This is a genomic window from Shewanella submarina (genome assembly GCF_042646185.1).
In the GTDB taxonomy this organism is placed as follows: domain Bacteria; phylum Pseudomonadota; class Gammaproteobacteria; order Enterobacterales; family Shewanellaceae; genus Shewanella; species Shewanella corallii.
Genome location: NZ_JBHRTD010000017.1, coordinates 59,927 through 81,987, shown reverse-complemented (window position 1 = coordinate 81,987; position 22,061 = coordinate 59,927). Strand labels below are relative to the sequence as shown.

23 protein-coding genes are annotated in these 22,061 nt (G+C 51.2%); 7 read left to right on the top strand and 16 right to left on the bottom strand.

Annotated elements, in window-relative coordinates:
- The first annotated feature begins 9 nt into the window (after window positions 1–9).
- The 5 genes from hisH (at window position 10) to ACFOE0_RS14190 (ending at window position 4,317) form a co-directional block, all read left to right on the top strand.
- A complete protein-coding gene (gene hisH / locus ACFOE0_RS14210) occupies window positions 10–642 on the top strand; it encodes an imidazole glycerol phosphate synthase subunit HisH (RefSeq protein WP_248937103.1) in 633 nt (210 codons plus the stop codon).
- Window positions 639–1,376 carry a 1-(5-phosphoribosyl)-5-[(5-phosphoribosylamino)methylideneamino]imidazole-4-carboxamide isomerase gene (gene hisA / locus ACFOE0_RS14205; RefSeq protein WP_248937102.1) on the top strand — a complete coding sequence of 246 codons (738 nt, stop codon included), beginning with the start codon at window positions 639–641 and terminating at the stop codon, window positions 1,374–1,376. Before hisH ends, hisA begins: the two co-directional genes overlap by 4 nt.
- Window positions 1,358–2,179, top strand: a complete 822-nt coding sequence (gene hisF, locus ACFOE0_RS14200) for an imidazole glycerol phosphate synthase subunit HisF (RefSeq protein WP_248937101.1) — start codon at window positions 1,358–1,360, stop codon at window positions 2,177–2,179. Before hisA ends, hisF begins: the two co-directional genes overlap by 19 nt.
- Before the next feature lie 10 nt (window positions 2,180–2,189).
- Window positions 2,190–2,828 carry a bifunctional phosphoribosyl-AMP cyclohydrolase/phosphoribosyl-ATP diphosphatase HisIE gene (hisIE, locus tag ACFOE0_RS14195; RefSeq protein WP_115137712.1) on the top strand — a complete coding sequence of 213 codons (639 nt, stop codon included), beginning with the start codon at window positions 2,190–2,192 and terminating at the stop codon, window positions 2,826–2,828.
- A gap of 319 nt (window positions 2,829–3,147) precedes the next feature.
- Complete coding sequence (locus tag ACFOE0_RS14190; protein WP_248937100.1) at window positions 3,148–4,317, top strand: aromatic amino acid transport family protein; 1,170 nt, start codon at window positions 3,148–3,150, stop codon at window positions 4,315–4,317.
- 58 nt (window positions 4,318–4,375) lie between these two features.
- Here ACFOE0_RS14190 and ACFOE0_RS14185 read toward each other — a convergent pair whose 3' ends face one another.
- The 5 genes from ACFOE0_RS14185 to pheS all read right to left on the bottom strand — a co-directional run bounded on the left by ACFOE0_RS14185 (window position 4,376) and on the right by pheS (window position 10,178).
- The gene (locus ACFOE0_RS14185; protein ID WP_248937099.1) at window positions 4,376–5,329 is read right to left on the bottom strand and encodes a sensor domain-containing diguanylate cyclase; all 954 of its coding nucleotides are present in this window, start codon (window positions 5,327–5,329) and stop codon (window positions 4,376–4,378) included.
- 128 nt (window positions 5,330–5,457) lie between these two features.
- Complete coding sequence (gene lpxM / locus ACFOE0_RS14180) at window positions 5,458–6,396, bottom strand: lauroyl-Kdo(2)-lipid IV(A) myristoyltransferase (protein ID WP_248937098.1); 939 nt, start codon at window positions 6,394–6,396, stop codon at window positions 5,458–5,460.
- Window positions 6,397–6,491: 95 nt separating this feature from the next.
- Window positions 6,492–6,788, bottom strand: coding sequence for an integration host factor subunit alpha (gene ihfA / locus ACFOE0_RS14175; RefSeq protein ID WP_248937097.1), 297 nt, complete (start codon window positions 6,786–6,788; stop codon window positions 6,492–6,494).
- Between the two features lie 3 nt (window positions 6,789–6,791).
- Window positions 6,792–9,179 (bottom strand): phenylalanine--tRNA ligase subunit beta, encoded by a 2,388-nt coding sequence (gene pheT / locus ACFOE0_RS14170; RefSeq protein WP_248937096.1) that lies wholly within the window; start codon window positions 9,177–9,179, stop codon window positions 6,792–6,794.
- Window positions 9,180–9,194: 15 nt separating this feature from the next.
- Window positions 9,195–10,178, bottom strand: a complete 984-nt coding sequence (gene pheS, locus ACFOE0_RS14165) for a phenylalanine--tRNA ligase subunit alpha (RefSeq protein WP_115137815.1) — start codon at window positions 10,176–10,178, stop codon at window positions 9,195–9,197.
- Window positions 10,179–10,649: 471 nt separating this feature from the next.
- Between pheS and ACFOE0_RS14160 the strand changes: the two genes are divergently transcribed.
- Window positions 10,650–12,425 (top strand): PAS domain-containing protein, encoded by a 1,776-nt coding sequence (locus tag ACFOE0_RS14160; RefSeq protein WP_248937095.1) that lies wholly within the window; start codon window positions 10,650–10,652, stop codon window positions 12,423–12,425.
- Window positions 12,426–12,482: 57 nt separating this feature from the next.
- Here ACFOE0_RS14160 and ACFOE0_RS14155 read toward each other — a convergent pair whose 3' ends face one another.
- The 5 genes from ACFOE0_RS14155 to ACFOE0_RS14135 all read right to left on the bottom strand — a co-directional run bounded on the left by ACFOE0_RS14155 (window position 12,483) and on the right by ACFOE0_RS14135 (window position 15,437).
- Entirely contained in the window at window positions 12,483–13,355 is an 873-nt protein-coding gene (locus ACFOE0_RS14155; RefSeq protein ID WP_248937094.1) for a putative ATP-dependent zinc protease, read from the bottom strand.
- 43 nt (window positions 13,356–13,398) lie between these two features.
- Window positions 13,399–13,776, bottom strand: coding sequence for a SpoIIAA family protein (locus tag ACFOE0_RS14150; RefSeq protein ID WP_248937093.1), 378 nt, complete (start codon window positions 13,774–13,776; stop codon window positions 13,399–13,401).
- 96 nt (window positions 13,777–13,872) lie between these two features.
- Window positions 13,873–14,247, bottom strand: coding sequence for a DUF3802 family protein (locus tag ACFOE0_RS14145; protein WP_248937092.1), 375 nt, complete (start codon window positions 14,245–14,247; stop codon window positions 13,873–13,875).
- 27 nt (window positions 14,248–14,274) lie between these two features.
- The gene (locus ACFOE0_RS14140) at window positions 14,275–14,853 is read right to left on the bottom strand and encodes a YceI family protein (protein WP_248937091.1); all 579 of its coding nucleotides are present in this window, start codon (window positions 14,851–14,853) and stop codon (window positions 14,275–14,277) included.
- A gap of 122 nt (window positions 14,854–14,975) precedes the next feature.
- The gene (locus ACFOE0_RS14135) at window positions 14,976–15,437 is read right to left on the bottom strand and encodes a YaiI/YqxD family protein (protein WP_115137702.1); all 462 of its coding nucleotides are present in this window, start codon (window positions 15,435–15,437) and stop codon (window positions 14,976–14,978) included.
- A 98-nt stretch (window positions 15,438–15,535) separates the two neighbouring features.
- Between ACFOE0_RS14135 and ACFOE0_RS14130 the strand changes: the two genes are divergently transcribed.
- Complete coding sequence (locus ACFOE0_RS14130) at window positions 15,536–15,751, top strand: cold-shock protein (protein ID WP_115137701.1); 216 nt, start codon at window positions 15,536–15,538, stop codon at window positions 15,749–15,751.
- Window positions 15,752–15,857: 106 nt separating this feature from the next.
- Here the strand turns inward: ACFOE0_RS14130 and pdxH are convergent, their stop codons facing one another.
- The 6 genes from pdxH to ACFOE0_RS14100 form a co-directional block, all read right to left on the bottom strand.
- A complete protein-coding gene (gene pdxH / locus ACFOE0_RS14125) occupies window positions 15,858–16,496 on the bottom strand; it encodes a pyridoxamine 5'-phosphate oxidase (RefSeq protein ID WP_248937090.1) in 639 nt (212 codons plus the stop codon).
- Window positions 16,497–16,625: 129 nt separating this feature from the next.
- A complete protein-coding gene (gene speB / locus ACFOE0_RS14120; protein WP_115137699.1) occupies window positions 16,626–17,558 on the bottom strand; it encodes an agmatinase in 933 nt (310 codons plus the stop codon).
- A gap of 34 nt (window positions 17,559–17,592) precedes the next feature.
- A complete protein-coding gene (locus ACFOE0_RS14115; RefSeq protein WP_248937089.1) occupies window positions 17,593–18,522 on the bottom strand; it encodes an S-adenosylmethionine decarboxylase proenzyme in 930 nt (309 codons plus the stop codon).
- 90 nt (window positions 18,523–18,612) lie between these two features.
- Window positions 18,613–20,532 carry a biosynthetic arginine decarboxylase gene (gene speA, locus ACFOE0_RS14110; RefSeq protein ID WP_115137697.1) on the bottom strand — a complete coding sequence of 640 codons (1,920 nt, stop codon included), beginning with the start codon at window positions 20,530–20,532 and terminating at the stop codon, window positions 18,613–18,615.
- Window positions 20,533–20,554: 22 nt separating this feature from the next.
- The gene (gene speE, locus ACFOE0_RS14105) at window positions 20,555–21,430 is read right to left on the bottom strand and encodes a polyamine aminopropyltransferase (RefSeq protein WP_248937088.1); all 876 of its coding nucleotides are present in this window, start codon (window positions 21,428–21,430) and stop codon (window positions 20,555–20,557) included.
- A 107-nt stretch (window positions 21,431–21,537) separates the two neighbouring features.
- Window positions 21,538–21,684, bottom strand: a complete 147-nt coding sequence (locus tag ACFOE0_RS14100; protein WP_205407348.1) for a hypothetical protein — start codon at window positions 21,682–21,684, stop codon at window positions 21,538–21,540.
- Window positions 21,685–22,061: the final 377 nt, after the last annotated feature.

The following is a 22,061-nucleotide window of genomic DNA, read 5'->3' as shown; positions in this document are numbered from 1 at the left end:
GGAGCCAGAATGAACCAACTAACGCAAGGATCAGCCGCGCAAGATACTTCTACTGTGATTATCGATACCGGCTGCGCCAATTTAAGCTCTGTTCGTTATGCCTTTGAGCGCCTTGGCGTATCACCTGTGATAAGCAGTGACGCCAATGTGATTAAAGCCGCCAAACGCGTGGTGCTGCCAGGGGTCGGCAGTGCCAAAGCTGCTATGGCATCACTGCAACGTAAAGGGCTGGACACCTTGATACCCGGCCTGACTCAACCCGTACTGGGGGTATGCCTGGGAATGCAGCTATTGTGTCGTCAGTCCTCAGAGGGTGAGCAAATTACTCCCTGCCTCGGCATTATCGATACCGACATCAGTCAGTTGGATACCGGCTCCAAGCCTTTGCCGCATATGGGCTGGAATGCAATCAGTCCAACAGCCCATCCACTGTTTAACGGTATGGATAGCGGTGAGTATGTTTACTTTGTTCACAGTTTTTGCGCACGGGAGTCTCAGTACACTCTGGCTCGCAGCGACTATGGTCAGGTGTTCAGTGCAGCCATAGGCAAAGATAACTTTATGGGTGTGCAATTTCACCCGGAAAAAAGTGCGGCAGTAGGCGCCAGAATATTAAAGAATTTTATGGAGATGGGTGAATGATAATACCAGCTATCGACTTAATTGATGGTGAAGTAGTACGCCTGTATCAGGGGGACTATAACCAGAAAACCCGCTTTGCGCTGAGCCCACTTAACCAGCTGGAGTTGTACCAATCACAGGGTGCACAGTGGCTACATCTGGTCGATCTGACCGGAGCCAAAGACCCTGATGCCCGCCAAATCGAATTGATTACAACCATAGCCGGCAAACTGACCGCCAAACTTCAGGTCGGCGGCGGTATTCGTACAAAGGAGCAGGTTGAAGAGCTGCTTGCTGCCGGTGTTGATCGCGTGGTGATAGGCTCACTGGCGGTTAAAGAGCCTGAGCTGGTGATGAACTGGCTTAAGCGCTACGGAGCTGACGCAATCTGTCTGGCACTGGATGTGAATATTAGTGAGACAGGCGAAAAACGGGTAGCGGTATCCGGTTGGCAACAAGGTGGGGGAGTCAGTCTGGAATCCCTCACCGACCGCTTTATCGAAGCAGGGCTTAAACACGCTCTGGTGACAGATATCAGTCGTGACGGCACCCTTAAGGGATCAAATACAGAGCTCTACCGGGAACTCAGCGACAGATACCCTGACATCCAATGGCAGGCTTCCGGCGGTATCGCCACACTTGATGATGTCGCCGCCGTACGTGACAGTGGCGCAACTGCAATCATCATAGGCAAAGCCCTGCTGATAGAGAACTTCAGCGCAGAGGAGGCAATTTCATGCTGGCCAAACGAATAGTCCCCTGCCTGGACGTCAGAGATGGTCTTGTGGTCAAGGGAGTGCAATTTCGCAACCACGAAATTATCGGTGATATCGTGCCACTGGCTGCCAGATATGCGGCAGAAGGCGCTGACGAGCTGGTGTTTTACGATATCAGTGCCAGCGCCCGGGATGGTCTGGTGGATAAATCCTGGGTGGGGCGCATTGCCGAGCAGATAGACATCCCCTTCTGTGTCGCCGGTGGCATTAAAACTCTGGAGCAGGCCCGTGAACTATTAGCCTTTGGCGCCGATAAAATCTCGGTGAACTCACCAGCCCTTTCCGATCCCGGTTTGATTAACCGTCTGCAGGACGAATTTGGCCGTCAGTGCATCGTCATAGGCATAGACTCCTTCCATGATGAAGCTACGGACAGCTATAAAGTGAAGCAATTTACCGGTGAGGAATCTGCCACCAAAGACACAGTTTGGTACACCCAGGATTGGGTAGAAGAGGTACAACGCCGGGGGTGCGGTGAGATTGTACTGAATGTGATGAATCAGGACGGAGTGCGTCAGGGGTACGACATTAAACAACTGAGCAGTATACGTGCGATTTGTGATGTGCCTTTAATTGCCTCGGGTGGCGCTGGCACCATGGCGCACTTTGCCGAGGTGTTTCAGCAGGCAAAAGTTGACGCAGCCCTGGCTGCCAGCGTGTTTCACAAGGGCATCATTCCAATTCCTGAATTAAAACAATATCTGGCTGCAAAAGGGATATGTGTTCGTCCTGATGCTATAAGTTATTCATCAATAACAAATCTTACGCAGCCACAAGGTTAAGGGAACCAGCATGAACAAGGATATTTTTACCTCAGCAGATCTCGTTAATCGCGCCGATTTCAAAAAAGGCAACGGCCTGTTGCCTGCTATTGTTCAACACTCGGATACCGGCGATGTACTAATGCAGGGCTGGATGGACAAGACCGCCCTGCTGGCCACTCTGGAGTTGGGACTGGTAACCTTTTACAGCCGCTCCAAAGAACGCCTGTGGACCAAAGGCGAATCATCAGGTAACACTCTCGAATGTCTCGCAGTATCTCTCGATTGCGATAATGACAGTCTGCTGGTGATGGCTCGCCCCAAAGGACCAACTTGTCACACAGGGGCCGAAACCTGTTGGCACGACCAGTTCGCCCGACCTTTTCTGAGCCGGCTGGGACAGGTGATATCCAGTCGCAAGCAAGATGTCTACAAGGGCTCGATAAGCAATAGTTACACCGCTTCCCTGTTTAAATCCGGCAGCAAACGTATCGCTCAAAAAGTGGGAGAGGAAGGGGTGGAATGCGCGCTCGCCGGTGCAACCTCAGACCGGGATGAGTTGGTTAATGAAGCCGCAGATTTGATGTTTCATCTGATGGTGCTCCTGGAAGATCAGGAACTTTCTCTCGAGGATGTTCAGAAACGCCTGGCAGATCGCCACGGCCGCTGACCGACAGCCACTAAAAAACAAGCGCCTTAGGGCGCTTGTTTTTTTACCAATGAATGCCAACTGCATCACGCTTTGCATAAAGAGTCAGCAATCGGCTCTCCAACAGCTTGACCCCACCCTCTTGTCCACGTAATTTCGAACTTGTAACGTCACACCGTTACACCAATACAATTCAATTTATCTAATCTATACAGAGTTTAAAATGTCCAATTCACAAGACGACTATATACCGCCACAACGGCGAAGATAGTTCACTATTCCCGCTGTTGTGGCCAGAACTCAACCTACTCATTATTTTTCTGGTTCATAAGGGACACACATGCAACAAAATCGATTTATCGGCAGCCTGCTTATTATTGCCGGTACAACCATAGGTGCCGGTATGCTGGCACTACCGCTGGCCGCTTCCGCTCTCGGCTTTCCTCTGGCCATCGCCACCATGCTGATTATCTGGGCCTTAATGAGCTATACCGCACTGCTCATGTTGGAACTGCATCAGGATGCACCACAGGATGCCACCCTGCATACTCTCGCAAGACATTACCTGGGCCGCCCGGGTCAATGGGTTGCCACTGCCTCCATGCTATTTCTGTTTTACGCTCTGTGCGCGGCATATATTGCCGGTGGGGGGGAACAGCTGACCTCACGCCTGACTCCTTTGCTGATGTTGCCTGACTGGAGTGGCGCCCTTATCTGGACAGCTGTGGTCGCCGCCCTGATCATCAGTGGTACCGGCAAAGTCGATCTGGTTAACCGTGGCCTGTTCACCCTCAAGCTGATAGCTCTGGCGGTGATTCTGGTACTCCTGATGCCAAAAATTGAATGGATAAGATTACAGGCAACGCCAGCTCAAACTGCAGGTATGATGACCAGCATGCTGGCCGCATTGCCCGTCATCTTTACCTCCTTTGGCTTTCACGGCTCAATTCCGTCGGTTGTGCGCTACCTGGGCGTTGATATTAAAAAGCTGAGATGGGCAATTTTATTGGGCTCAGCCCTGCCCCTGATTGTGTACTGTCTGTGGCTTATGGTCAGCATTGGCAATCTGGGACAAAGTGCGCTGATGCAACAGGCGGGATTAAGTGAACTCGTGACCGGCCTGAGTGCCGCAGTCAACTCCCCGGCGCTACAAAGTGTAATAGGTGGATTCGCCGATTTGGCTCTGGCGACCTCTTTCCTTGGGGTGGCATTGGGGTTATTTGATTTTCTTGGGGATATGCTCAGGCAAAAGCGCCTTGTCACCGGCTTGATCACCTTTGCACCGCCACTGGCTTTTGCCCTCTGCTACCCTTCCGGCTTTATTATGGCCCTGGGGTACGCGGCGATTGCACTGGTTATTCTCGCGATTTTCCTGCCGGTAGCCATGGTATGGCAAAAACGGCATCAAGCCGCGAGTGAGGCCAACTATCGCACACGAGGTGGAACAGTTGGGCTACTGCTGGCCATGCTCTCAGGCTGCGCGATCATAGGCGCACAGCTGCTGGCCTGAACAGCCCTTCCCATATAATAAACAAGGCAGCCTGAGCTGCCTTGTTTTAGCACAAATGCTATACCTGTGACTCCATATCAGTTTCCGCTCTCAGCTCCAACTCTTCAGATGTTTCTGCAGCCAATGCGCCGGATTCAGCAACCCCAAATCTGAATGCCAGCTGCCAGGGTTTTCCTGCCCGGGCATTAAAGGTATTGACTGTCTCCGTCATTTTCTCCAAAACTTTCTTAACCAAGGCATCCCCGCTTCGATAGGTCAGAAATATCGCAAACTTCCCGGCATTTACACGGGCGACAATATCCATCTCCTGCACAGCCTGTCGCAGACAGGCAGCAAAGGAAATAAGGGCTTTTTCAGCCTGCAGACTACCGTGTTCCCGGGTAATCCCGGTCAGGCCGCAGAGCTCTATGCTTAAAAAAGTCCCCCTATGACCAACGCGCGCACTTATGGTCAAAAGCTGGCTGACTAAACTATCGAAGCCACGGTGATTATAAAGACTGGTCAAAGTATCAAAATTCGCCAGATGGTCATTGTCCATCTCCTGCTCAACCAGCCAGCCAAACTCTGTGAGACTGATTAACTCTGCCGGAGATGGCTTCCTCGGCACAAAATCAATGATACAGAGAGTTCCCAAATGGAAGCCGTCAGCGGTTTTCAAAGGATAACCGGCATAAAAACGAATCCCGGGGTCGTCTGTCACCAAAGGATTATCAGCAAACCGCGGATCCTCTCTGGCATCCTCCACCAGAAAAACCTCCCCCTCGAGTATAGAATGGCCGCAAAAAGAGATATCTCTGGGGGTTTCAGTACAAAACTGCAGGCCTTGATTGGACTTGAACCACTGCCTGTCCTCATCCACCAGGCTTATCAGGCAAACAGGTACGTTGAAGAAGGCTTTCGCCAATAGCGTCAGCCGGTCAAACCTCTCCTCAGCCAAAGAATCCAACAGCCCGCTGCTGCGCAGACGTTCCAGTCTCAGCTCGTCACATGGGGGAATAGGTGCAGATTTCATCACATCCCTTGTTTGTCCTGTCCTCTATAAAATATAACCAAGTTGGGACTTTCTGCTTTAAATCTGAGCCAACCCTGAATAAAAAAAGCCACTGCAATGCAGTGGCTCGTAACTGATATATCGGGAACTCAGGCGTAAATATCAGGTTCTCCCTCGGGGCGGGTCTTTAATACCCTTAGGAACCACATATATTGTTCCGGGTAAGCCAAAATAACCTGCTCTACCGCCTTATTCAGTGCCAAAGCTTCATTCTCTTTACCCTGCATGGTATCTGCTGGCAACTCTGGCATGACAGTCAGGTCAAACTGACGGGTTTGTCGGTTGTAACCTATTTTGACTGGCATCACGGCCGCGTTACCTGCCTGGGCCAAACGTCCCACTACAGGTAATGTCGCCTTTACTGTCCCCAGAAATGGCGCAAATACACTCTTGTCACGGCCTAGATCTTCATCGGGCAAATAGAAGAAGCTGTTATCGTTCTTGAGCTCAGAAAGCAGCGCTCGAATACCTGCCTCCCGCATATACACGTGTCCGCCGAGCGAGCTTCGCATACGGTTATTAAACCAGTTAAACAGCTCATTCTTATGGGCCTTGGCCATGGTTACCATGGGCAGCTCCAGGTTCAGGCGCAGACCGGCATATTCGATCCCCCACACATGGGGCATGATAAATATAACCGGTTTACCTGAGTCTCTGGCTGCCTGGACATGCTCAAACCCCATCAGGTTCACCCGACGGCGAAGGTGATTGCGGCCTTTTAACACCAGCTCAGCCTGAGCCAGCAGGATCATCACGAAGTTTTCAACGTTTTCGTTGATCAGCACTTCGATTTCATCGGCTGACTTTTCCGGAAAACAGGTGGTCAGGTTAGCGCGGGCAACACGAATTGGCTTTTTGGAAATACGCTTAACCAGATGAGCTAACTGCCTGGCGATAGGATCACGGATGAAGGCCGGCATCAGCCCGAAGATAAGCAACAACAGAATACCCAGCCATGATGGCCAGAGTCTGGGATGAAGCAGGGAAAATTTAAAGCTACGGTCGAAGTATTTGGGTTCTCTGGACAACTTGGGTTTCCTGAAAAAACGAAAGCGTGCAAATACTAAAGAAACCAAAACAGAAAAGCCACTCAGAGAGTGGCTTTTCTTGAACGGTAGGTATCCTACTTTTCGGAGTTGGCTACTTCTACCCGGCTCTTTAGCTTCTGACCAGGGCGGAAAGTAACGACCCTACGGGCCGAAATAGGGATATCTTCACCGGTTTTTGGGTTCCTTCCCGGGCGCTCGTTCTTGTCTCGAAGATCAAAGTTGCCAAAGCCTGACAACTTAACCTGTTCTCCACTTTCCAGTGCACAACGGATCTCTTCGAAGAACGACTCGACCATCTCTTTGGCAACCCGCTTGTTAATGCCCAGGCTTTCAAACAGATGTTCTGCCATTTCCGCTTTGGTAAGTGCCATACTTTAATCCCTCAACGATGCGTTGAACTCTGCTTTCAGAGCAGCAACAACTGCCTCAACCTTCTCGGCAATGTCCTTCTCTTCCAGCGTACGAGCTGTATCTTGTAACGTAAGTGCAATCGCCAGGCTCTTCTTGCCAGGTTCAACACCCTTACCTTGGTATACATCGAACAAGTTTAAGCCAACCAACTGATTCTCGCCAACTTTTCTTATCAGTTTGATTACATCACCTGAAGCAACACTGTCATCAACCACGACCGCAATATCTCGTCTGTTAGACGGAAACTTAGATACAGCCTGGGCTTGAGGAAGGTTGCTGCACAACAAGGCGTCCAGCTCCAACTCGAACACGATGGTTTTGCCATTTAGACCGAACGGCTTTTCAAGGCTTGGATGTACCGCACCTATGAAACCAATAACTCGATCATTTCTCAGAATTTCAGCACATTGCCCTGGATGTAGCGCACTGTGCGTTGCTCTTCTAAAGCTAAATTCTAGATCGGCAGCTGTCAAGCCAATAATCGCCTCCAAATCACCCTTAAGATCGAAGAAATCAACGGTTTTTGACTCCATTGACCAGTGTTCTTCACTATTTGGGCCGGCAATTACAGCACCCAGCATCGCCTGCTGACGAACACCGGACTCGGCATTTTCGTCAGGAACGAAGCGCAAACCTGTCTCAAACAGACGCACACGGCCTTGCTGACGGCTCTGGTTGTAACCCACTGCATTAAGCAGACCGGTGAACATAGACAGGCGCATAGCCGACATTTCACTGGAGATAGGGTTAGGCAGGATCATAGCGTCCTGCTCCGGGTGCAACAGCTTCTGCAGCTTGGGGTCAACAAAACTGTAGGTGATCGCTTCCTGGAAACCACGGGCGGTCAACACACTACGAACACGCTTGAGGCTCAGCTCTGCTTCTTTATGGTCAGACATCTTCAAAGCGGCAACTGGCGCAACATTTGGAATGTTGTTATAGCCGTAGATACGGGCCACTTCTTCAATCAGGTCTTCTTCGATCGCCATATCAAAACGATAGGTCGCAGTCGTCACCTGCCAACCAGCCTCAACCACTTCAACAGTGAAGCCCAGACGGGTCAGAATTTCGTTCACATCGCTATCTGAAATCACGTGGCCCAGCAGTTTGTCCAGCTTGGCACGACGCAGCAGAATGTTGGCAGGCTTTGGCAGATGCTCATCAGACTTGGCTTCAACCACAACACCGGCTTCACCACCACAGATATCCAGCACCAGACGGGTGGCTCTGTCCATGACTTTATGCTGCAGCTCGGGATCCACGCCACGCTCAAAGCGGTGCGAGGAATCAGTGTGCAGGCCCAGGCGACGGGCTTTACCCATAATGGCCAGAGGCGCAAAGAAAGCACATTCCAGCATGATGTCTGTGGTCGCCTCAGATACGCCTGAGTACTCACCACCGAACACACCAGCCAGCGCCAAAGGCTTCTGTTCGTCAGCGATAACCAGTACATCGTTTGGTACTGTAATTTCAGTGCCATCAAGCAGAGTCAGCTTCTCTTCACCATTACCCAGACGTACCTGAATGCCGCCATCCAGCTTGGCCAGATCGAAGGCGTGCATTGGCTGACCGAATTCAATCAGCACATAGTTGGTGATATCAACGATAGGGTCGATAGAGCGGATACCGCTGCGACGCAGCTTTTCCTGCATCCACATAGGAGTCGCGGCTTTAACGTTAACGTTTTTCACCACACGGCCCAGATAACGTGGACAACTTTCAGGCGCGTTCAGGCTGATCTCAACCTTGTCTTCAGCGCAGGCGGTTACCGGCTCCCAGCTTGGCTGAGTCACTTCGGCGCGGTTCAACACACCGACTTCACGGGCCAGACCGACCATGCCCAGACAGTCAGCACGGTTGGCAGTCAGATCCACATCGATAACAGCATCATTCAGCTGCAGATACTCACGGATATCTGTGCCCAGCGGCGCATCCAGCGGCAGTTCGATAATACCGTCGCTTTCCACATCGATACCCAGCTCACTGAATGAGCACAACATACCGTGTGAAGGCTGACCACGCAGTTTGGCCTTCTTGATTTTGAAATCGCCTGGCAGAACAGCACCAACCATAGCCACGGCCACTTTCAGACCCAGACGGCAGTTTGGTGCGCCACAAACGATATCCAGCAGCTCTTCGCCACCGACATTAATCTTGGTTACACGCAGCTTGTCAGCATCAGGATGCTGGCCACACTCAACCACTTCACCCACAACCACACCGGAGAAGTCAGCAGCAACGGCATCAACACCGTCAACTTCCAGACCTGCCATGGTGATCTGATGGGCCAGTTCTTCACGACTAACGGATGGATTTACCCACTCGCGCAGCCAGGATTCGGAAAATTTCATAACTGTACTGCTCCGTTATTTGAATTGCTTAAGGAAACGCAGGTCGTTCTCGAAGAACGAACGCAGATCGTTTACGCCGTAGCGCAACATGGTCAGACGCTCAACGCCCATACCAAAAGCAAAACCGGAGTATTTCTCAGGGTCGATACCTACGCTGCGCAGTACATTCGGGTGAACCATACCGCAGCCCAGTACCTCCAGCCACTTACCGTTTTTACCCATTACATCAACTTCAGCGGAAGGCTCTGTGAAAGGGAAGTAAGAAGGACGGAAACGAACCTGCAGGTCCTCTTCAAAGAAGTTACGCAGGAAGTCGTGCAGAATGCCTTTCAGCTCAGCGAAGTTCACATGCTCATCCACCAGCAGGCCTTCCACCTGATGGAACATCGGGGTGTGAGTCATGTCGTAGTCGTTACGATATACGCGACCGGGAGAGATAATGCGCAGCGGAGGCTGCTCATTTTCCATGGTACGGATCTGTACGCCTGACGTCTGGGTACGCAACATCACCTTCGGGTTGAAGTAGAAGGTATCGTGGTCCGCGCGAGCCGGGTGGTGCTCGGAAATATTCAGCGCATCAAAGTTATGGAAATCATCTTCGATTTCAGGACCGTTCTTTACAGTAAAGCCCAGTTCGCCAAAGAAACTTTCAATACGCTCGATGGTGCGGGTTACAGGGTGTAAACCACCATTGCCCAGAGTACGGCCCGGCAGGGTCACGTCAATTTGCTCTGCGCTCAGTTTGGCTTCCAGCTCGGCGGCCTTCAGGCCTTCGATACGCTGGGCCAGGCACTGTTGTACCTGTTGTTTGGCCTGATTCACCTTCTGACCAAAGACCGGCTTTTCTTCCGGGCTCAAAGTGGCCATCAGTTTCATCATATCGGTGATTTTACCTTTCTTACCTAGGTAATCGACGCGGATATCGTCCAGCGCCTTCAGGTCGCTGGCCTGGTCGATCGCTGCCAAGGCGAGTTCTACGATCTCAGTTAACTGCTGCATCTTCTCTTCCACTGCTTCACCAATCTCAAAGTTGGACTTTGAATCGGTTAGGTGCACGTTGAATAATGTCCATCTCTTTCACCCAGAGCGTCCTTACCGACAATCCCCTGCGGGATCGCTGCCTTGGGTTAATAAAAAAGAGTAAAAGTTTACGCGACACAAGCCGCTTTGACTAGGGTTAAATGGCCATTTTTGGCATTTAACCCTATGGTGGCAAAGCTCATTTTATGAACTTTATATGCCCCTCCGCAGAGCACTGTATTCAGAATGACTAAAATAGCCACGGCAGCCTCAGGGAGTCACTGTATTACTCGCAGGTATCCCGCGCTTAATGCCGGGTGGTTAAAGTTGAAACAAATCGGGTAAATTAGCAAAATATTCATCCTGTACAACATTTTACTTATGGCCAAATAGTGCGATAGGGGTAAAGTGTTGATATCTGGCTCATGCATTTCGGCAATTTATTACTCCATGACCACACATCATAACTCTGAAAATCCAACCGGTATTCGCCAATGGCTGCGCAGCTTGCCTGTAAAAATCAGTCTGATCCAGCTGGCCATTGCCCTGGCGTTAATACTACTGACCTGGTGGATCATGTTGGGGATACAGAAACAGCAGCTGATGACTCAGGAGCTGACTGTAAATCGCCATCTGGGGCAACTGGTGGTCACCCGGCTGCATGAGGCCACGGCACAGGTCAATAGTCTGGTGGCATCATTATCCAGTCTCGGAGAGCTCGAAAATGGCTCGACGGCCAAGCTCAGAAAAGTGGTCCCTGCCCTGCTCGATCTGGAAAGTCAGAAACAACTGATTGCCGGTGGCGGGATCTGGCCAGAGCAAACAGAATCCTCCACAGGGGACAGCGCTTTTTGGGCCCGGACCGAGTCTGGTGAACTGACCGAGGTCAAAGGTTACTCTGGACAGAACTATCGTCACGAGTTTTGGTACGAACCCACCCGGCTGCTCCCCAGGGGCAAGACGCTGTGGTCCAAAGCTTACCAGGACCCAGTTACCCGGGAGACCATGGTCACAGCTTCATCAGCCATGTGGTTCGATCACAGCTACCTCGGGGCCGCTACCGTTGATATCAGCCTTGAGCACCTCAATCAGTTTATTGATGCAGGAAGAACTGACATTCCGGGCTATGTGCTGGTTGTTGACCCCTATCGTCAGATCATCGCTGCACCCGGCAGCCTGACGTCAAAGCAATTACCCCTTACTTTTTCCGAGCTCCAGTCTACGCACCCTGAAATGGAGCAACTTGCCAAGCGGCTGATTGAAGCCGATCAACAACAAAAGCTTAAGGGAGCCTATAGGTTTAATGCCCAGCACAACGCCGCAGAACATATCCCCGGGCTTAACGATGATGATGCCAGGCGAACGCAAACCCTGCTTGCCAATCTGACCCAGGGCTGGCCCGGCAGCCCATTGGAACTGGCCAGCTTTACCCTGGCCAAAGACCCACTGCTGAATGAGCGGGTCATGGTCTCTGTTTTTCTGATGCCGGATACCCTTTGGCACGTGATAATCGCCACACCACTAGATGCTCTGGGGAAAGAAGCACAGGGTATCGCCGGTAAGGTGGGCTTGCTGCTGGTCGTCATTCAGGTACTGGCGCTGTTTATGCTGTTTTGGGTGCTGCACAGAATGTTGGTCAGCCCTCTCAGCCGTATGGCTCAGGCACTGTATCAGGACAGGCCTGAACAGTTGGAGATAGAAGCCAGTCAACGCAATGATGAGCTGGGCAAACTGGCCGCAGCTTTCGTATCACGTCATCAACAGCTGGAAACCGCACTGGCCAGCCTTGAAGCCAACCACCTGGCTTTGGAACAGCAACTTGCCGTCCAACAGGAATCAAAGCTTGAGTTGGGCAGATACAGAGATCTGCTGCAGGCACTGATGGAGTCATCGCCCAATATGATTTTTGTAAAAGATCTCAAGGGTGTCTATCAGATGGTTAACCCCAAATACTGCCAGGTGGTGGCACGGGAACAGAGGCAGATTGTTGGCCATACCGATGAAGAGCTCTATCCCGGTCTGGATGCGAAACGTTTCCGCACCAATGATCAAAAGGTATTGCAATCATCAGAGCCCATCACCTTTGACGAGATATTGAGTGACCACAATGGAGACAGGTATTTCAAGGTGACCAAGTTTGCTATCCGTAATGGGGAAGATGAAGTGCTGGCCATCGGGGGCATCGGCCACGAGGTCGTCCCCAAAGGGACAGAGAGAATCGGCTGATTGATGAAAGTAAAAAGGCACCCTGAGGTGCCTTTTTTATCAACTGCAATGTGTGGGCTATTTTTCCACATCCACCAGATAGTGCCCTTCCAGCCAGTTACGGCCAATCAAAAGCTTCTGGCGCATTTTGCTTCTGTCTTTCAGGTTCACCAGCACCTTGTACTCTTTGCCCGGCTCACCTAATTCCAGCTCCACCATGTAACGGATTTCGCTGCCCTGAGCATTACGGATCAGGGAAGTATTCTTAATCCTGGTGGTGACTTCGGCGGACAGGCCTTTTTCATTGCTTGTGGTGAAGGTCACCAGCTTGCCAATATTGTTCTCCATATTCTGTTTGTCTTCATCATGAACACGGATATGGGTAGCGTGCAGAGAGTTTTCGACCGCGCCGGTGTCAATACGGGCATGATAGGTCAAATCTGATTCAACAATGTGGATTGGCGCTCTGGCGCCGATCACCGGCAGCTGCTGCACATCCACCAGATAATGGCCTTTAATCCAGTTACGACCGATCAACATCTTATAGTCCATATAGCGGCGGTCTCTTAAGTTAACCTTCACCTTACGGGCATCCCCGGCAAAGTTCAGCGTCAGCTCAACCATATAGCGGGACTCTGTGCCCTGGGCATTCTTCACAGTGGAGACATCAACGATTTTCGCCTCCATTTGAGATTGTTTACCCTCTTCATTGGCGGTGGTGAATCTCAACATCTTGCCGATATTGTCTTTCTTTTTCTTTGCCTCACCACCGATAACTTGCAGGTCAAAAGCGTGCAATGAGCTGTTGGATGCGCCGGTATCAATACGGGCCTCAAAGGGGATGCCGCCCTCTTCCAGAGTGAATGGCTCTGAGGGCCCTAACACGGGCTTGTCGTAAGCTGAACTGACCAGGGGAAGGAGGGACATAAAAAACAGGATCACTCTTAACATTACCGGACCTCTTAACTGTCACGGCATGTCAGGCGTGACAGAGTTAAACCGCTACAGGCTCCTGTTGAAGCCATGCTCTGGCCGATTCCCTTTCTGAAGTGGAATAGATCTTCACCGGACAAGGCATCATCCCCGCCAGCGTTTGTGCCATTCCCCTCATCACAGCGTCATCGGCAAGCACGACAATACGCGAAAAGTCACTCAAGTGAAAGAATCCCAACATAGCTTCATTCCAAAGCGTACCTACGGTAATGCCTTTAAAGCTTGGGTCAAATTCATACCAGAGACGGATACTGGCGTGGTCCTGCAACTTTGACTCGATGGCAGGCTCCAGCACCTGAGCGTAGTCGTTGCTGCACAACAGGTCCTGAGCGACCACGGCGACGGTATCGTGAGGAAAATCGGGTAATAGGGTTAACATGCGCGCCTCCCTGCAAAATAGGTTTTGCACTCTTGCTCAACTATTAATTGCTGAAACAATTATAGAAGCTTTACAGCAAAAGGAGGCATTTAATACTCAACCGGCATCCAACCGGCGGTATGTGGCCATCATGGTTGAGATAGCGGTATCGAACAGGTTTTTTATCAGGCCTGCGTAGTCAGTGATAAACAGAGCCTGCTCCCGGGTCATCGGCTTATCCACCACCTCAGCCAGCACCTGTTCCAGATCGGCAACGATGGCATCAACCTCGCGGATCACCCTGTTCCTTTGCTCAAAACTCAAGCCTGGATGTTGGCCGCACAGTAATATCACCTGAGCCGACAGCTGCTCTTCAAAGTACTCGAGCACGGGTTGATTAACACTGATATCGCCATTGGGAGCATTGAAAAGCTCAAGATTTTCACCCAAAAACGTCAATAGATGGGTGTAACCTTCAGAGTCTGTCACCATAATCTATGCTCCCGATCTGGCAGCTCCCTAGGTTTTGGAGCTGAGGGTAATCACAAAGCTGACTGGTACCGCTTCACTGATCGCCTTTAATCCGGCAACCTGTCTGAGTTTTTCCACCCCGGCGCTCAGTGCAAATTGTCCTGCATTGACCACTATGGGCTGAAAGCTACTCACAGTCAGGGTGTTGTTATTCAGCCTGGCGACCATAACATCAAAGGTCATCGGCTGGCTCTTACCATGCAAGGCAACTTTGGCACTGACCTGCACTATCGCCTGCTGACCCGCCTTAATGCTGTTAATCGCCGCCATATCGACGTCAGCGTTAAGCTCAAGCTCGGGGAATTTACCCACTTCAAACAGCATGCTTTGCATACGCTCGTTGCGGATATCTATCCCTGTCTGTACGCCGGTCAGAGGAATGGTCAAACTGAACTTTCCCTCTGACGACAGTGCGCCACTTACCTTGGTAAAACGGCTGACTTCGGCAATATTACCTTGCTTGATGGTAATAAAACTTACGCGGGAATCCTGGTTTTGGATTACCCAATCTGCAGCCAGTGACAACCCCGGGGTCATCAATGCCAGTGTCAGTAACCAATGTTTCATCTGCTTTCTCTCCCCGGCCATCCCGACCGATATCAAACCAGTAGTAATAGGATGCTGGGACATACAGGTGCCTGGTGCGCCCGACTTCAATGTTCCCGTGTTGCGCAACTGGGCCTGTCATTTCAGTCTAGCAGTTTTGCAACTTGTCTGGACCAGAGATCCAGTTGGCGGCTGAACGCATGCTTGTCCTGATTGGATAAGGCTGCCGGACCACTGGTTTGGATCCCTGAACTTCTGAGAGTATCAAAGAAGTCCCGCATATTCAGCCGCTCTCCAATATTCTCTTTGGTCATGGCTTCTCCTCTTGGAGTTACCACAAATGCCCCCTTTTTCAGTGCATCGGCCGCAAGAGGAATATCACTGCTGATGACCAGATCGTTGGCACTAACTCTCTCTACCAGATAGTTATCAGCCACATCGAACCCCTGCTCTACCCGGATCACAGAGATATAACGACTGGGCGGGATCCGGATGCTGTGATTGGCCACCAGCTTAAGTGGCACCTTCATTCGCTCTGCCGCTTTAAACAGAATTTCTTTTACCGGATTTGGACAGGCGTCCGCATCAACCCAGATGGTAACCATTAATCAACACCTTAACTTGTAATTTATCTGACATATCCGGCTGCTACATTGCGGCTTCAGCACCAGCTTGTTAACACCGGATTGATTAAGAGGATTCTATGTCAGATCAAGTCATCACTGGAACTGTAAAGTGGTTCAACGATGAAAAGGGATTTGGATTTCTGGCCCGCGAAGGCGCCGGCGATGTATTTGTCCACTTCAGAGCCATCAATGGCAGTGGCCGTCGAACATTGAAAGAGGGACAATCGGTCACTTTTCAGGTAGTTCAGGGTGAAAAAGGCCCATTGGCAGAAAATGTTACGCCTCTGGCCTGAGTCGTCCGGAGGTTTGGGGCCGGATAAACCGCGCTTCCAATAACCAAAAGCGCACCGGCCAGGTGCGCTTTTAGTTCGCAAAGAAGTTAATCCTTTACCGTTTGGCTCAGGGCGCCAGTCGCTCTACCTGCCAGCCGTCCCCTTCACGCATATAGATAAACCTGTCGTGCAATCTATGCTCCCCACCCTGCCAAAACTCGACCGTTTCCGGCTTAACCCGGTAGCCGCCCCAGAACTTAGGCAGCGGAACTTCCCCTTTGGCGAATTTGGCTTTCATTTCGTTGAACTTGGTTTCCAGCGCCTGACGGGCGGTTAAACGGCTGGACTGATTGGAAGCCCAGGCAGCAATCTGACTCTCTTTAGGGCGGGTAACAAAGTACTTGAGTACCTCAGCCGTAGACAAAGGCTCGGCTACGCCGGTCACCGATACCTGACGTTCCAGCATATGCCAGGGAAAGTGCATACTGATTTTGGCATTCTGGGCCAGATGGGTAGCCTTGCGGCTCTCCAGATTGGTGAAGAACACAAAGCCGTCATCATCGAACTGTTTAAGCAGCACGATACGTTGCCAGGGCTGACCATCTTCATCCACTGTTGCCACACACACGGCAGTCGGATCCATCAGGTTGGCTTTGATGGCCTGATCCATCCAGTGCCTGAAAAACGCCATAGGCTCCGGCGTTAAGTCATCCCGGCGCAGACCGCCCCGGAGATACTCGCGGCGAACCTGGGTCAAATCTGTCATTCATACTTCCTTTTCACATCGCGGGCCCGAAAACTCCATCAGGCTGCCTTTGGTTTCACAGGGATATATAACAAAAAAGCCAGTGTGGATCACACTGGCTTTAACTAAATGAAGAAATATCCTACAGGATTATTCTTTAATCTTGCCCTGGCTGGCAGCCCAAACGTGCAGCATTTCCAGACCCAGAGTGGCCGCAGCCAAAGAGGTGATCTCGGCGTTATCATAAGATGGCGCAACTTCCACTACGTCCATACCTACGATATTCAGGCCCTGCAGACCACGGATAACTTTCAGCGCTTTGTCGCTGGTCAGGCCGCCGATAACCGGAGTACCTGTACCCGGAGCGAAAGCAGGATCCAGACAGTCGATATCGAAAGTCACATACAAAGGCATGTCACCTACGCGGGCCTTGATCTGAGCCACGATTTCATCGGCGGTCATTTCATTGGCCATACCGGCGTCAATCACCTGGAAACCGTGACCATCTTTGGTGTACTCGGTACGGATACCTACCTGCACAGAGTGGTCTACATCGATCAGGCCTTCTTTCGGCGCTGTGTAGAACATGGTGCCATGGTCGTATGGGCTACCCTGGCTGTAAGTGTCGGTGTGAGCATCAAAGTGCAGCAGTGCCATCTTACCGTGTACCTTATGGTGGGCACGCAGCAGCGGCAGAGTCACGAAGTGGTCACCACCCAGGCTCAGCATGGTTTTGCCGGATTTTACAATCGCAGTGGCAAAATCTTCTGCACGCTGGGTAAAGTCAGCAGCGTCCCCCAGGTTGAATACCAGATCACCGGCATCCACGACCTTAATATGGTCAAACAGACGGAAGTCCCATGGCCAGCGCTTCTCTTCCCACGCCAGGTTGGTCGATACCTTACGGATCGCGCCAGGACCCATGCGGCCACCGCTGCGACCAGTCACGGCCATATCAAAAGGTAAACCCAGTACAACAACGTCAGCGTCGCTTTCAACAGGCTTGAAATCCAAAGGCTGACGCAGATATCCGAACGCGTTAGAAAACAGCGAATAATCTGCTTTGTCTGCAATGGTGGTCATATTCACTCCAAAGGATGGCTACAGGCCATCAAGATTACATTTGTTCCGGGATCAGCACTTCGTGGCATGTCTGCTGGAAGTGACTGAACTCAATGGAGTACCCCTGATCACTCTCAAGGGTACAACTGCCCAGGCACAGGTGTGATGGGTAACCTTGAGTATCTCTCTCAACGTTAAAACCAATCACGTCCCAACTGCCCGGGTTCAGAATTTGCAACAGTCTGGCAAAAATGGGCTGTGGATATTGCCCCAAGTCCAGATTGGTTTCAAAACTCACGTACGAGCTATTTTCCTGAGGTGTGATGTGGATCGTCATATAACGGTCGCCACTGACCCCATTGACGGAATAGCCGAACGGCTCAAACAAAAAGTCATCAAATTCAAAGTCCGGCAGCAGCGACTCCAACTCGAGCAAGCGACGCACGCCCTCGGCGGTTTGCTTCTCGCTTCTCAGGTAGTCGGCGGCCTCGCCCCGAATATGGTACATCAGCAACTCACTGGTCTTCTCCTCACCCAGGCCCTCACAGGGAGCATCGGTGCAGAACACATAGTGATGGTGTGAGTCCAGATGGCCTATACGATAGGCTTTTCCGGTCAGTTTTTCCCGCAATCTAAACAAATCTTCATCAAAGCTGCTCGACTGCAGGTGCGACAGATATTCATTCTTGCGCTGATAGCAAACAAAGCCCACTTTTTCGATACCGTACTGCTCGATAAAAGACAGCGCCGCATCTGCCAGAGTGGTAGTGCCACAGGTCAACATCAGGAACTCATCGTCCCATACAAACAGGCTGGATTCGCTGAGCAGGTAAGCGTCACATTCATCATTACTGATATGAGACAAAATCTCAGCATTGGCGCAGGCGACTATGTCCTGCCAGAAAGGTCTCCCGAGACTGCGCAGCGAGGGAGAGCCAGCAGCCACTTTGATTTCTACTTTTTTTTCAGAGCCTTCAAAAAACATTTTTATTATTGTCCTTAATATGGGCAGCCCTGAGGCTGCCCGCTACCAGGTTTTTTCGGCAATGCTCATCGGGTACAGAGCAGATGCCGTTTAGAACACAGCGATATCTTCCAGATAGGTGTAACCCTTCAGACCGGCTTCCAGCTCTTCAAGGATAGAAGCACGCTCGCCCTCTTCAATATGACGATTAACCAACTCTTCGTAGGTACGCATAAAGGAGATAGCATCCAGGTTCACATAGCGCAGCACATCTGCAACGGTATCACCGGCCAGTACTGACTCTATGTTGGCTTTGCCTTCATCATCCAGACGCACCACAGCTGAGTTGGTGTCACCAAACAGGTTATGCAGGTCACCCAGGATCTCCTGGTACGCACCGACCAGGAAGAAGCCCAGCAAGTATGGGCTGTCAGCATGCCACGCAGGCACTGGCAGTGTGGTTTCAATACCCTGACCATCCACGTACTGATCGATGGCACCGTCTGAGTCACAGGTGATATCCAGCATAACTGCACGGCGCTCAGGGGCCTTGTCCAGACCACTCAGCGGCAGCACAGGGAACACCTGATCAATACCCCAGGCATCAGGCAGTGACTGGAACAGGGAGAAGTTCACAAAGAACTTGTCGGCCAGCTTCTCATTCAGCTCATCGATAATCGGTCTGTGATAACGGTTTTTGTTATTCATCAGGCCCTGCAGCTCGTGACACACACGCAGGTTGGTCTGCTCAGCCCAGGCGCGCTCAGTCAGGCTCAGCTGGCCCATGGCAAACAGTGCATGGGCTTCAGCCAGATCCTGCTGCACGTCGTGATAAATCTCGATCTGCGCACGGGAATCCACACGGCCTTTCAGATCCTGCCAGGACTGCCACATGTTTTGCAGCAGCTGTGGAGCTTCTTCAGCTGGCGGCTGAATATCTTCCGGCTTATAGGCCTCTGTACCGATAACGTCAGAGATAAGTACCGCGTGATGTGCAGTCAGGTAGCGACCTGACTCAGAGATAATGCGCGGCATTGGCTGATCGTAAGCCACACACATTTCGCCCAGCACGCTCACGATGTTGTTGGCGTATTCGTTCAGACCATAGTTCATGGAGCTGGAAGAGGAGCTGCGGGTACCGTCATAATCCACCGCCAGACCACCACCTACGTCGAAACAATCCACGTTGGCGCCCAGCTTACGCAGTTCACAGTAGAAACGTGCCGCTTCGCTTACACCCTGGCGAATATCGCGGATGTTGGCGATTTGAGAGCCCAGGTGGAAGTGCAGCAGCTGCAGAGATTCCAGCATGTTGGCTTCTTTCAGCTCATCGATAACACGCAGCACCTGTGCGGCGGACAGACCAAACTTGGACTTCTCACCACCGGACGCCTGCCACTTACCCTTGCCCTGGAATGCCAGACGGGTACGCAGACCCAGTCTTGGAGTCACGCCCAGACGCTCAGCTTCGGCTAATACCAGCTTCAGCTCAGACATCTTCTCAAGCACGATGTAAACCTTGTGGCCCAGCTTTTCGCCGATCAACGCCAGACGGATATACTCGCTGTCTTTATAACCGTTACATACGATCACTGAGCTGGCTTTCTGAGCCATCGCCAGAACCGCCATCAGCTCAGGCTTACTGCCCGCTTCCAGGCCCAGTTGTGGCACTTCTTTGGACTGTTGGGAAGCCAGGATCTCTTCCACTACGTTCTTCTGCTGGTTTACCTTGATCGGGTATACCAACAGGTAGTCTTTCTGATATTCGTACTTCTGGATTGCCTGGTTAAATGCCTGACACAGACTATTCACCCTGTGGTGCATAATCTGTGGGAAGCGAACCAATACCGGCAAAGATACACCGGCATTGACCATATCCTTGGCCAGCTCGTTCAATCCGACCTGATGCTCAGGATTGGCAGGATCCGGAGAGACAAACACCTCACCAGCGTCCGACACACCGTAAAAACCCTGACTCCAGTGAGTCACGTTGTAGCCGGTGCGAGCGTCGTCAATAGACCAATTATTCATTTATTCAGCCTTAAACAAGGAATTAAGCTGTCACAGTCATTGCTGACTTCACAGCCTGTTCAACAAAAGCCGGCAGGGCGAAACTCGCCTGATGAACTGCCGGAGTGTAGTAACGGGTCTGGATACCGCTGGCGTTAAAACGCTCAGTCAGCGTATCCAGACTTTGTTGACGGGCTTCCAGATTGTCTGTTGCCCAGGCAAAGGCCATGGCGCCACCAATATAGGTTGGCACTGCGGCCTGATAAAACGTCGTTTCCTTGACGTAAGAACTCATGCGGCGCACTGTGTCCTGCAGCTCTTCCACCTGCATAAATGGCACACCATTTTGCGCCACAAAAATACCGCCCTCATTCAGGCAGCGCTTGCAGCCTGCATAGAAGTCGGAGCTGAACAGCACCTCTCCGGGACCAACCGGGTCGGTACAGTCAGAAATAATCACATCGAACTTTTTGTCGGTATTGGCGACAAACGCCATGCCGTCGTCGATAACCAATTCAACTCGGGGATCATCATAGGCACCCTGTGAATGCTGAGGGAACCAGGTCTTACACATATCCACCACGGCGCCATCAATCTCAACCATGGTGATCTGTTCGATGCTCTGATGCTTGACCACTTCACGCAGCATACCGCCGTCACCGCCGCCAATAATCAGCACTGACTTTACCTTGCCATGAGCCAGCACAGGCACATGGGTCAGCATCTCGTGATAAATAAATTCGTCTTGCTCAGTTGTCTGAATCGCGCCATTAAGCGCCATTACCCGGCCCAGGCGAGGGTTACTGAAGATGGTCAGATGCCACTGATCCGTTTTCTGTTCAAACAGCACTTCGTCCACTTCGAAGTACTGGCCATAACTGCTGTGCAGCGTCTCGTAATAAATGTGCTTGTTATGCATCCTGGGTCCAGACTTAGGGTAAAAATTTTTAAAATAAGTGTCTCCCAGACAACGTCATCAAAGACGCTCCGGGCAAAAGGAGTACACCGCCGACAAGGGTCTGCGGATCAGATGGGACTATTGGCCTCTTCGCGGCCGGAATTGATGCGAATTAACGTGAGATGCTTGCGATCGGTATTGTCAAAAAATACCGGTGCCAGGTGGTGGCGCAGACGCACTTTGATAAACAGTGCAGCAAGAACAGATTGGAACATGTGCTGAAAATCCTCAATATCACCGTGTAAATGTCGCTGTCATTTACACGGTTAACGCCTTGTGAACCATATGAACCTTAACTACTCACGTAATTTCCGAATGTTAGGCAGGTTTGCCCGAAAAAACGGCGCAATTATGTATCCTCAATCCCGCCGATTGCAAGAGTGAATTTAACGGATTTAATAGTTTTTTTGCGCCTTGAGATTCATATGCCGCTCCCATCGCCAATCCTGTATTAAATTTCACTTATTCAATAGACATTTAGCCATCCACAATCCAAATATGGCGAATGTTAACAAGCTGGTTGAGAACATGGTAAAACAGTTACTTGCCTGACCTATTATGCCGATGTTGAGCGGGAAATCATCCGACTCGG

What these genes read in the sequence shown, in the direction of transcription:
- hisH (WP_248937103.1), top strand. Translation starts at nt 10, where the DNA reads ATGAACCAACTAACGCAAGGATCAGCCGCGCAAGATACTTCTACTGTG.
- hisA (WP_248937102.1), top strand. Translation starts at nt 639, where the DNA reads ATGATAATACCAGCTATCGACTTAATTGATGGTGAAGTAGTACGCCTG.
- hisF (WP_248937101.1), top strand. Translation starts at nt 1,358, where the DNA reads ATGCTGGCCAAACGAATAGTCCCCTGCCTGGACGTCAGAGATGGTCTT.
- hisIE (WP_115137712.1), top strand. Translation starts at nt 2,190, where the DNA reads ATGAACAAGGATATTTTTACCTCAGCAGATCTCGTTAATCGCGCCGAT.
- ACFOE0_RS14190 (WP_248937100.1), top strand. Translation starts at nt 3,148, where the DNA reads ATGCAACAAAATCGATTTATCGGCAGCCTGCTTATTATTGCCGGTACA.
- ACFOE0_RS14185 (WP_248937099.1), bottom strand. Translation starts at nt 5,329, where the DNA reads ATGAAATCTGCACCTATTCCCCCATGTGACGAGCTGAGACTGGAACGT.
- ihfA (WP_248937097.1), bottom strand. Translation starts at nt 6,788, where the DNA reads ATGGCACTTACCAAAGCGGAAATGGCAGAACATCTGTTTGAAAGCCTG.
- pheT (WP_248937096.1), bottom strand. Translation starts at nt 9,179, where the DNA reads ATGAAATTTTCCGAATCCTGGCTGCGCGAGTGGGTAAATCCATCCGTT.
- pheS (WP_115137815.1), bottom strand. Translation starts at nt 10,178, where the DNA reads ATGCAGCAGTTAACTGAGATCGTAGAACTCGCCTTGGCAGCGATCGAC.
- ACFOE0_RS14160 (WP_248937095.1), top strand. Translation starts at nt 10,650, where the DNA reads ATGACCACACATCATAACTCTGAAAATCCAACCGGTATTCGCCAATGG.
- ACFOE0_RS14155 (WP_248937094.1), bottom strand. Translation starts at nt 13,355, where the DNA reads ATGTTAAGAGTGATCCTGTTTTTTATGTCCCTCCTTCCCCTGGTCAGT.
- ACFOE0_RS14150 (WP_248937093.1), bottom strand. Translation starts at nt 13,776, where the DNA reads ATGTTAACCCTATTACCCGATTTTCCTCACGATACCGTCGCCGTGGTC.
- ACFOE0_RS14145 (WP_248937092.1), bottom strand. Translation starts at nt 14,247, where the DNA reads ATGGTGACAGACTCTGAAGGTTACACCCATCTATTGACGTTTTTGGGT.
- ACFOE0_RS14140 (WP_248937091.1), bottom strand. Translation starts at nt 14,853, where the DNA reads ATGAAACATTGGTTACTGACACTGGCATTGATGACCCCGGGGTTGTCA.
- ACFOE0_RS14135 (WP_115137702.1), bottom strand. Translation starts at nt 15,437, where the DNA reads ATGGTTACCATCTGGGTTGATGCGGACGCCTGTCCAAATCCGGTAAAA.
- ACFOE0_RS14130 (WP_115137701.1), top strand. Translation starts at nt 15,536, where the DNA reads ATGTCAGATCAAGTCATCACTGGAACTGTAAAGTGGTTCAACGATGAA.
- pdxH (WP_248937090.1), bottom strand. Translation starts at nt 16,496, where the DNA reads ATGACAGATTTGACCCAGGTTCGCCGCGAGTATCTCCGGGGCGGTCTG.
- speB (WP_115137699.1), bottom strand. Translation starts at nt 17,558, where the DNA reads ATGACCACCATTGCAGACAAAGCAGATTATTCGCTGTTTTCTAACGCG.
- ACFOE0_RS14115 (WP_248937089.1), bottom strand. Translation starts at nt 18,522, where the DNA reads ATGTTTTTTGAAGGCTCTGAAAAAAAAGTAGAAATCAAAGTGGCTGCT.
- speA (WP_115137697.1), bottom strand. Translation starts at nt 20,532, where the DNA reads ATGAATAATTGGTCTATTGACGACGCTCGCACCGGCTACAACGTGACT.
- speE (WP_248937088.1), bottom strand. Translation starts at nt 21,430, where the DNA reads ATGCATAACAAGCACATTTATTACGAGACGCTGCACAGCAGTTATGGC.
- ACFOE0_RS14100 (WP_205407348.1), bottom strand. Translation starts at nt 21,684, where the DNA reads ATGTTCCAATCTGTTCTTGCTGCACTGTTTATCAAAGTGCGTCTGCGC.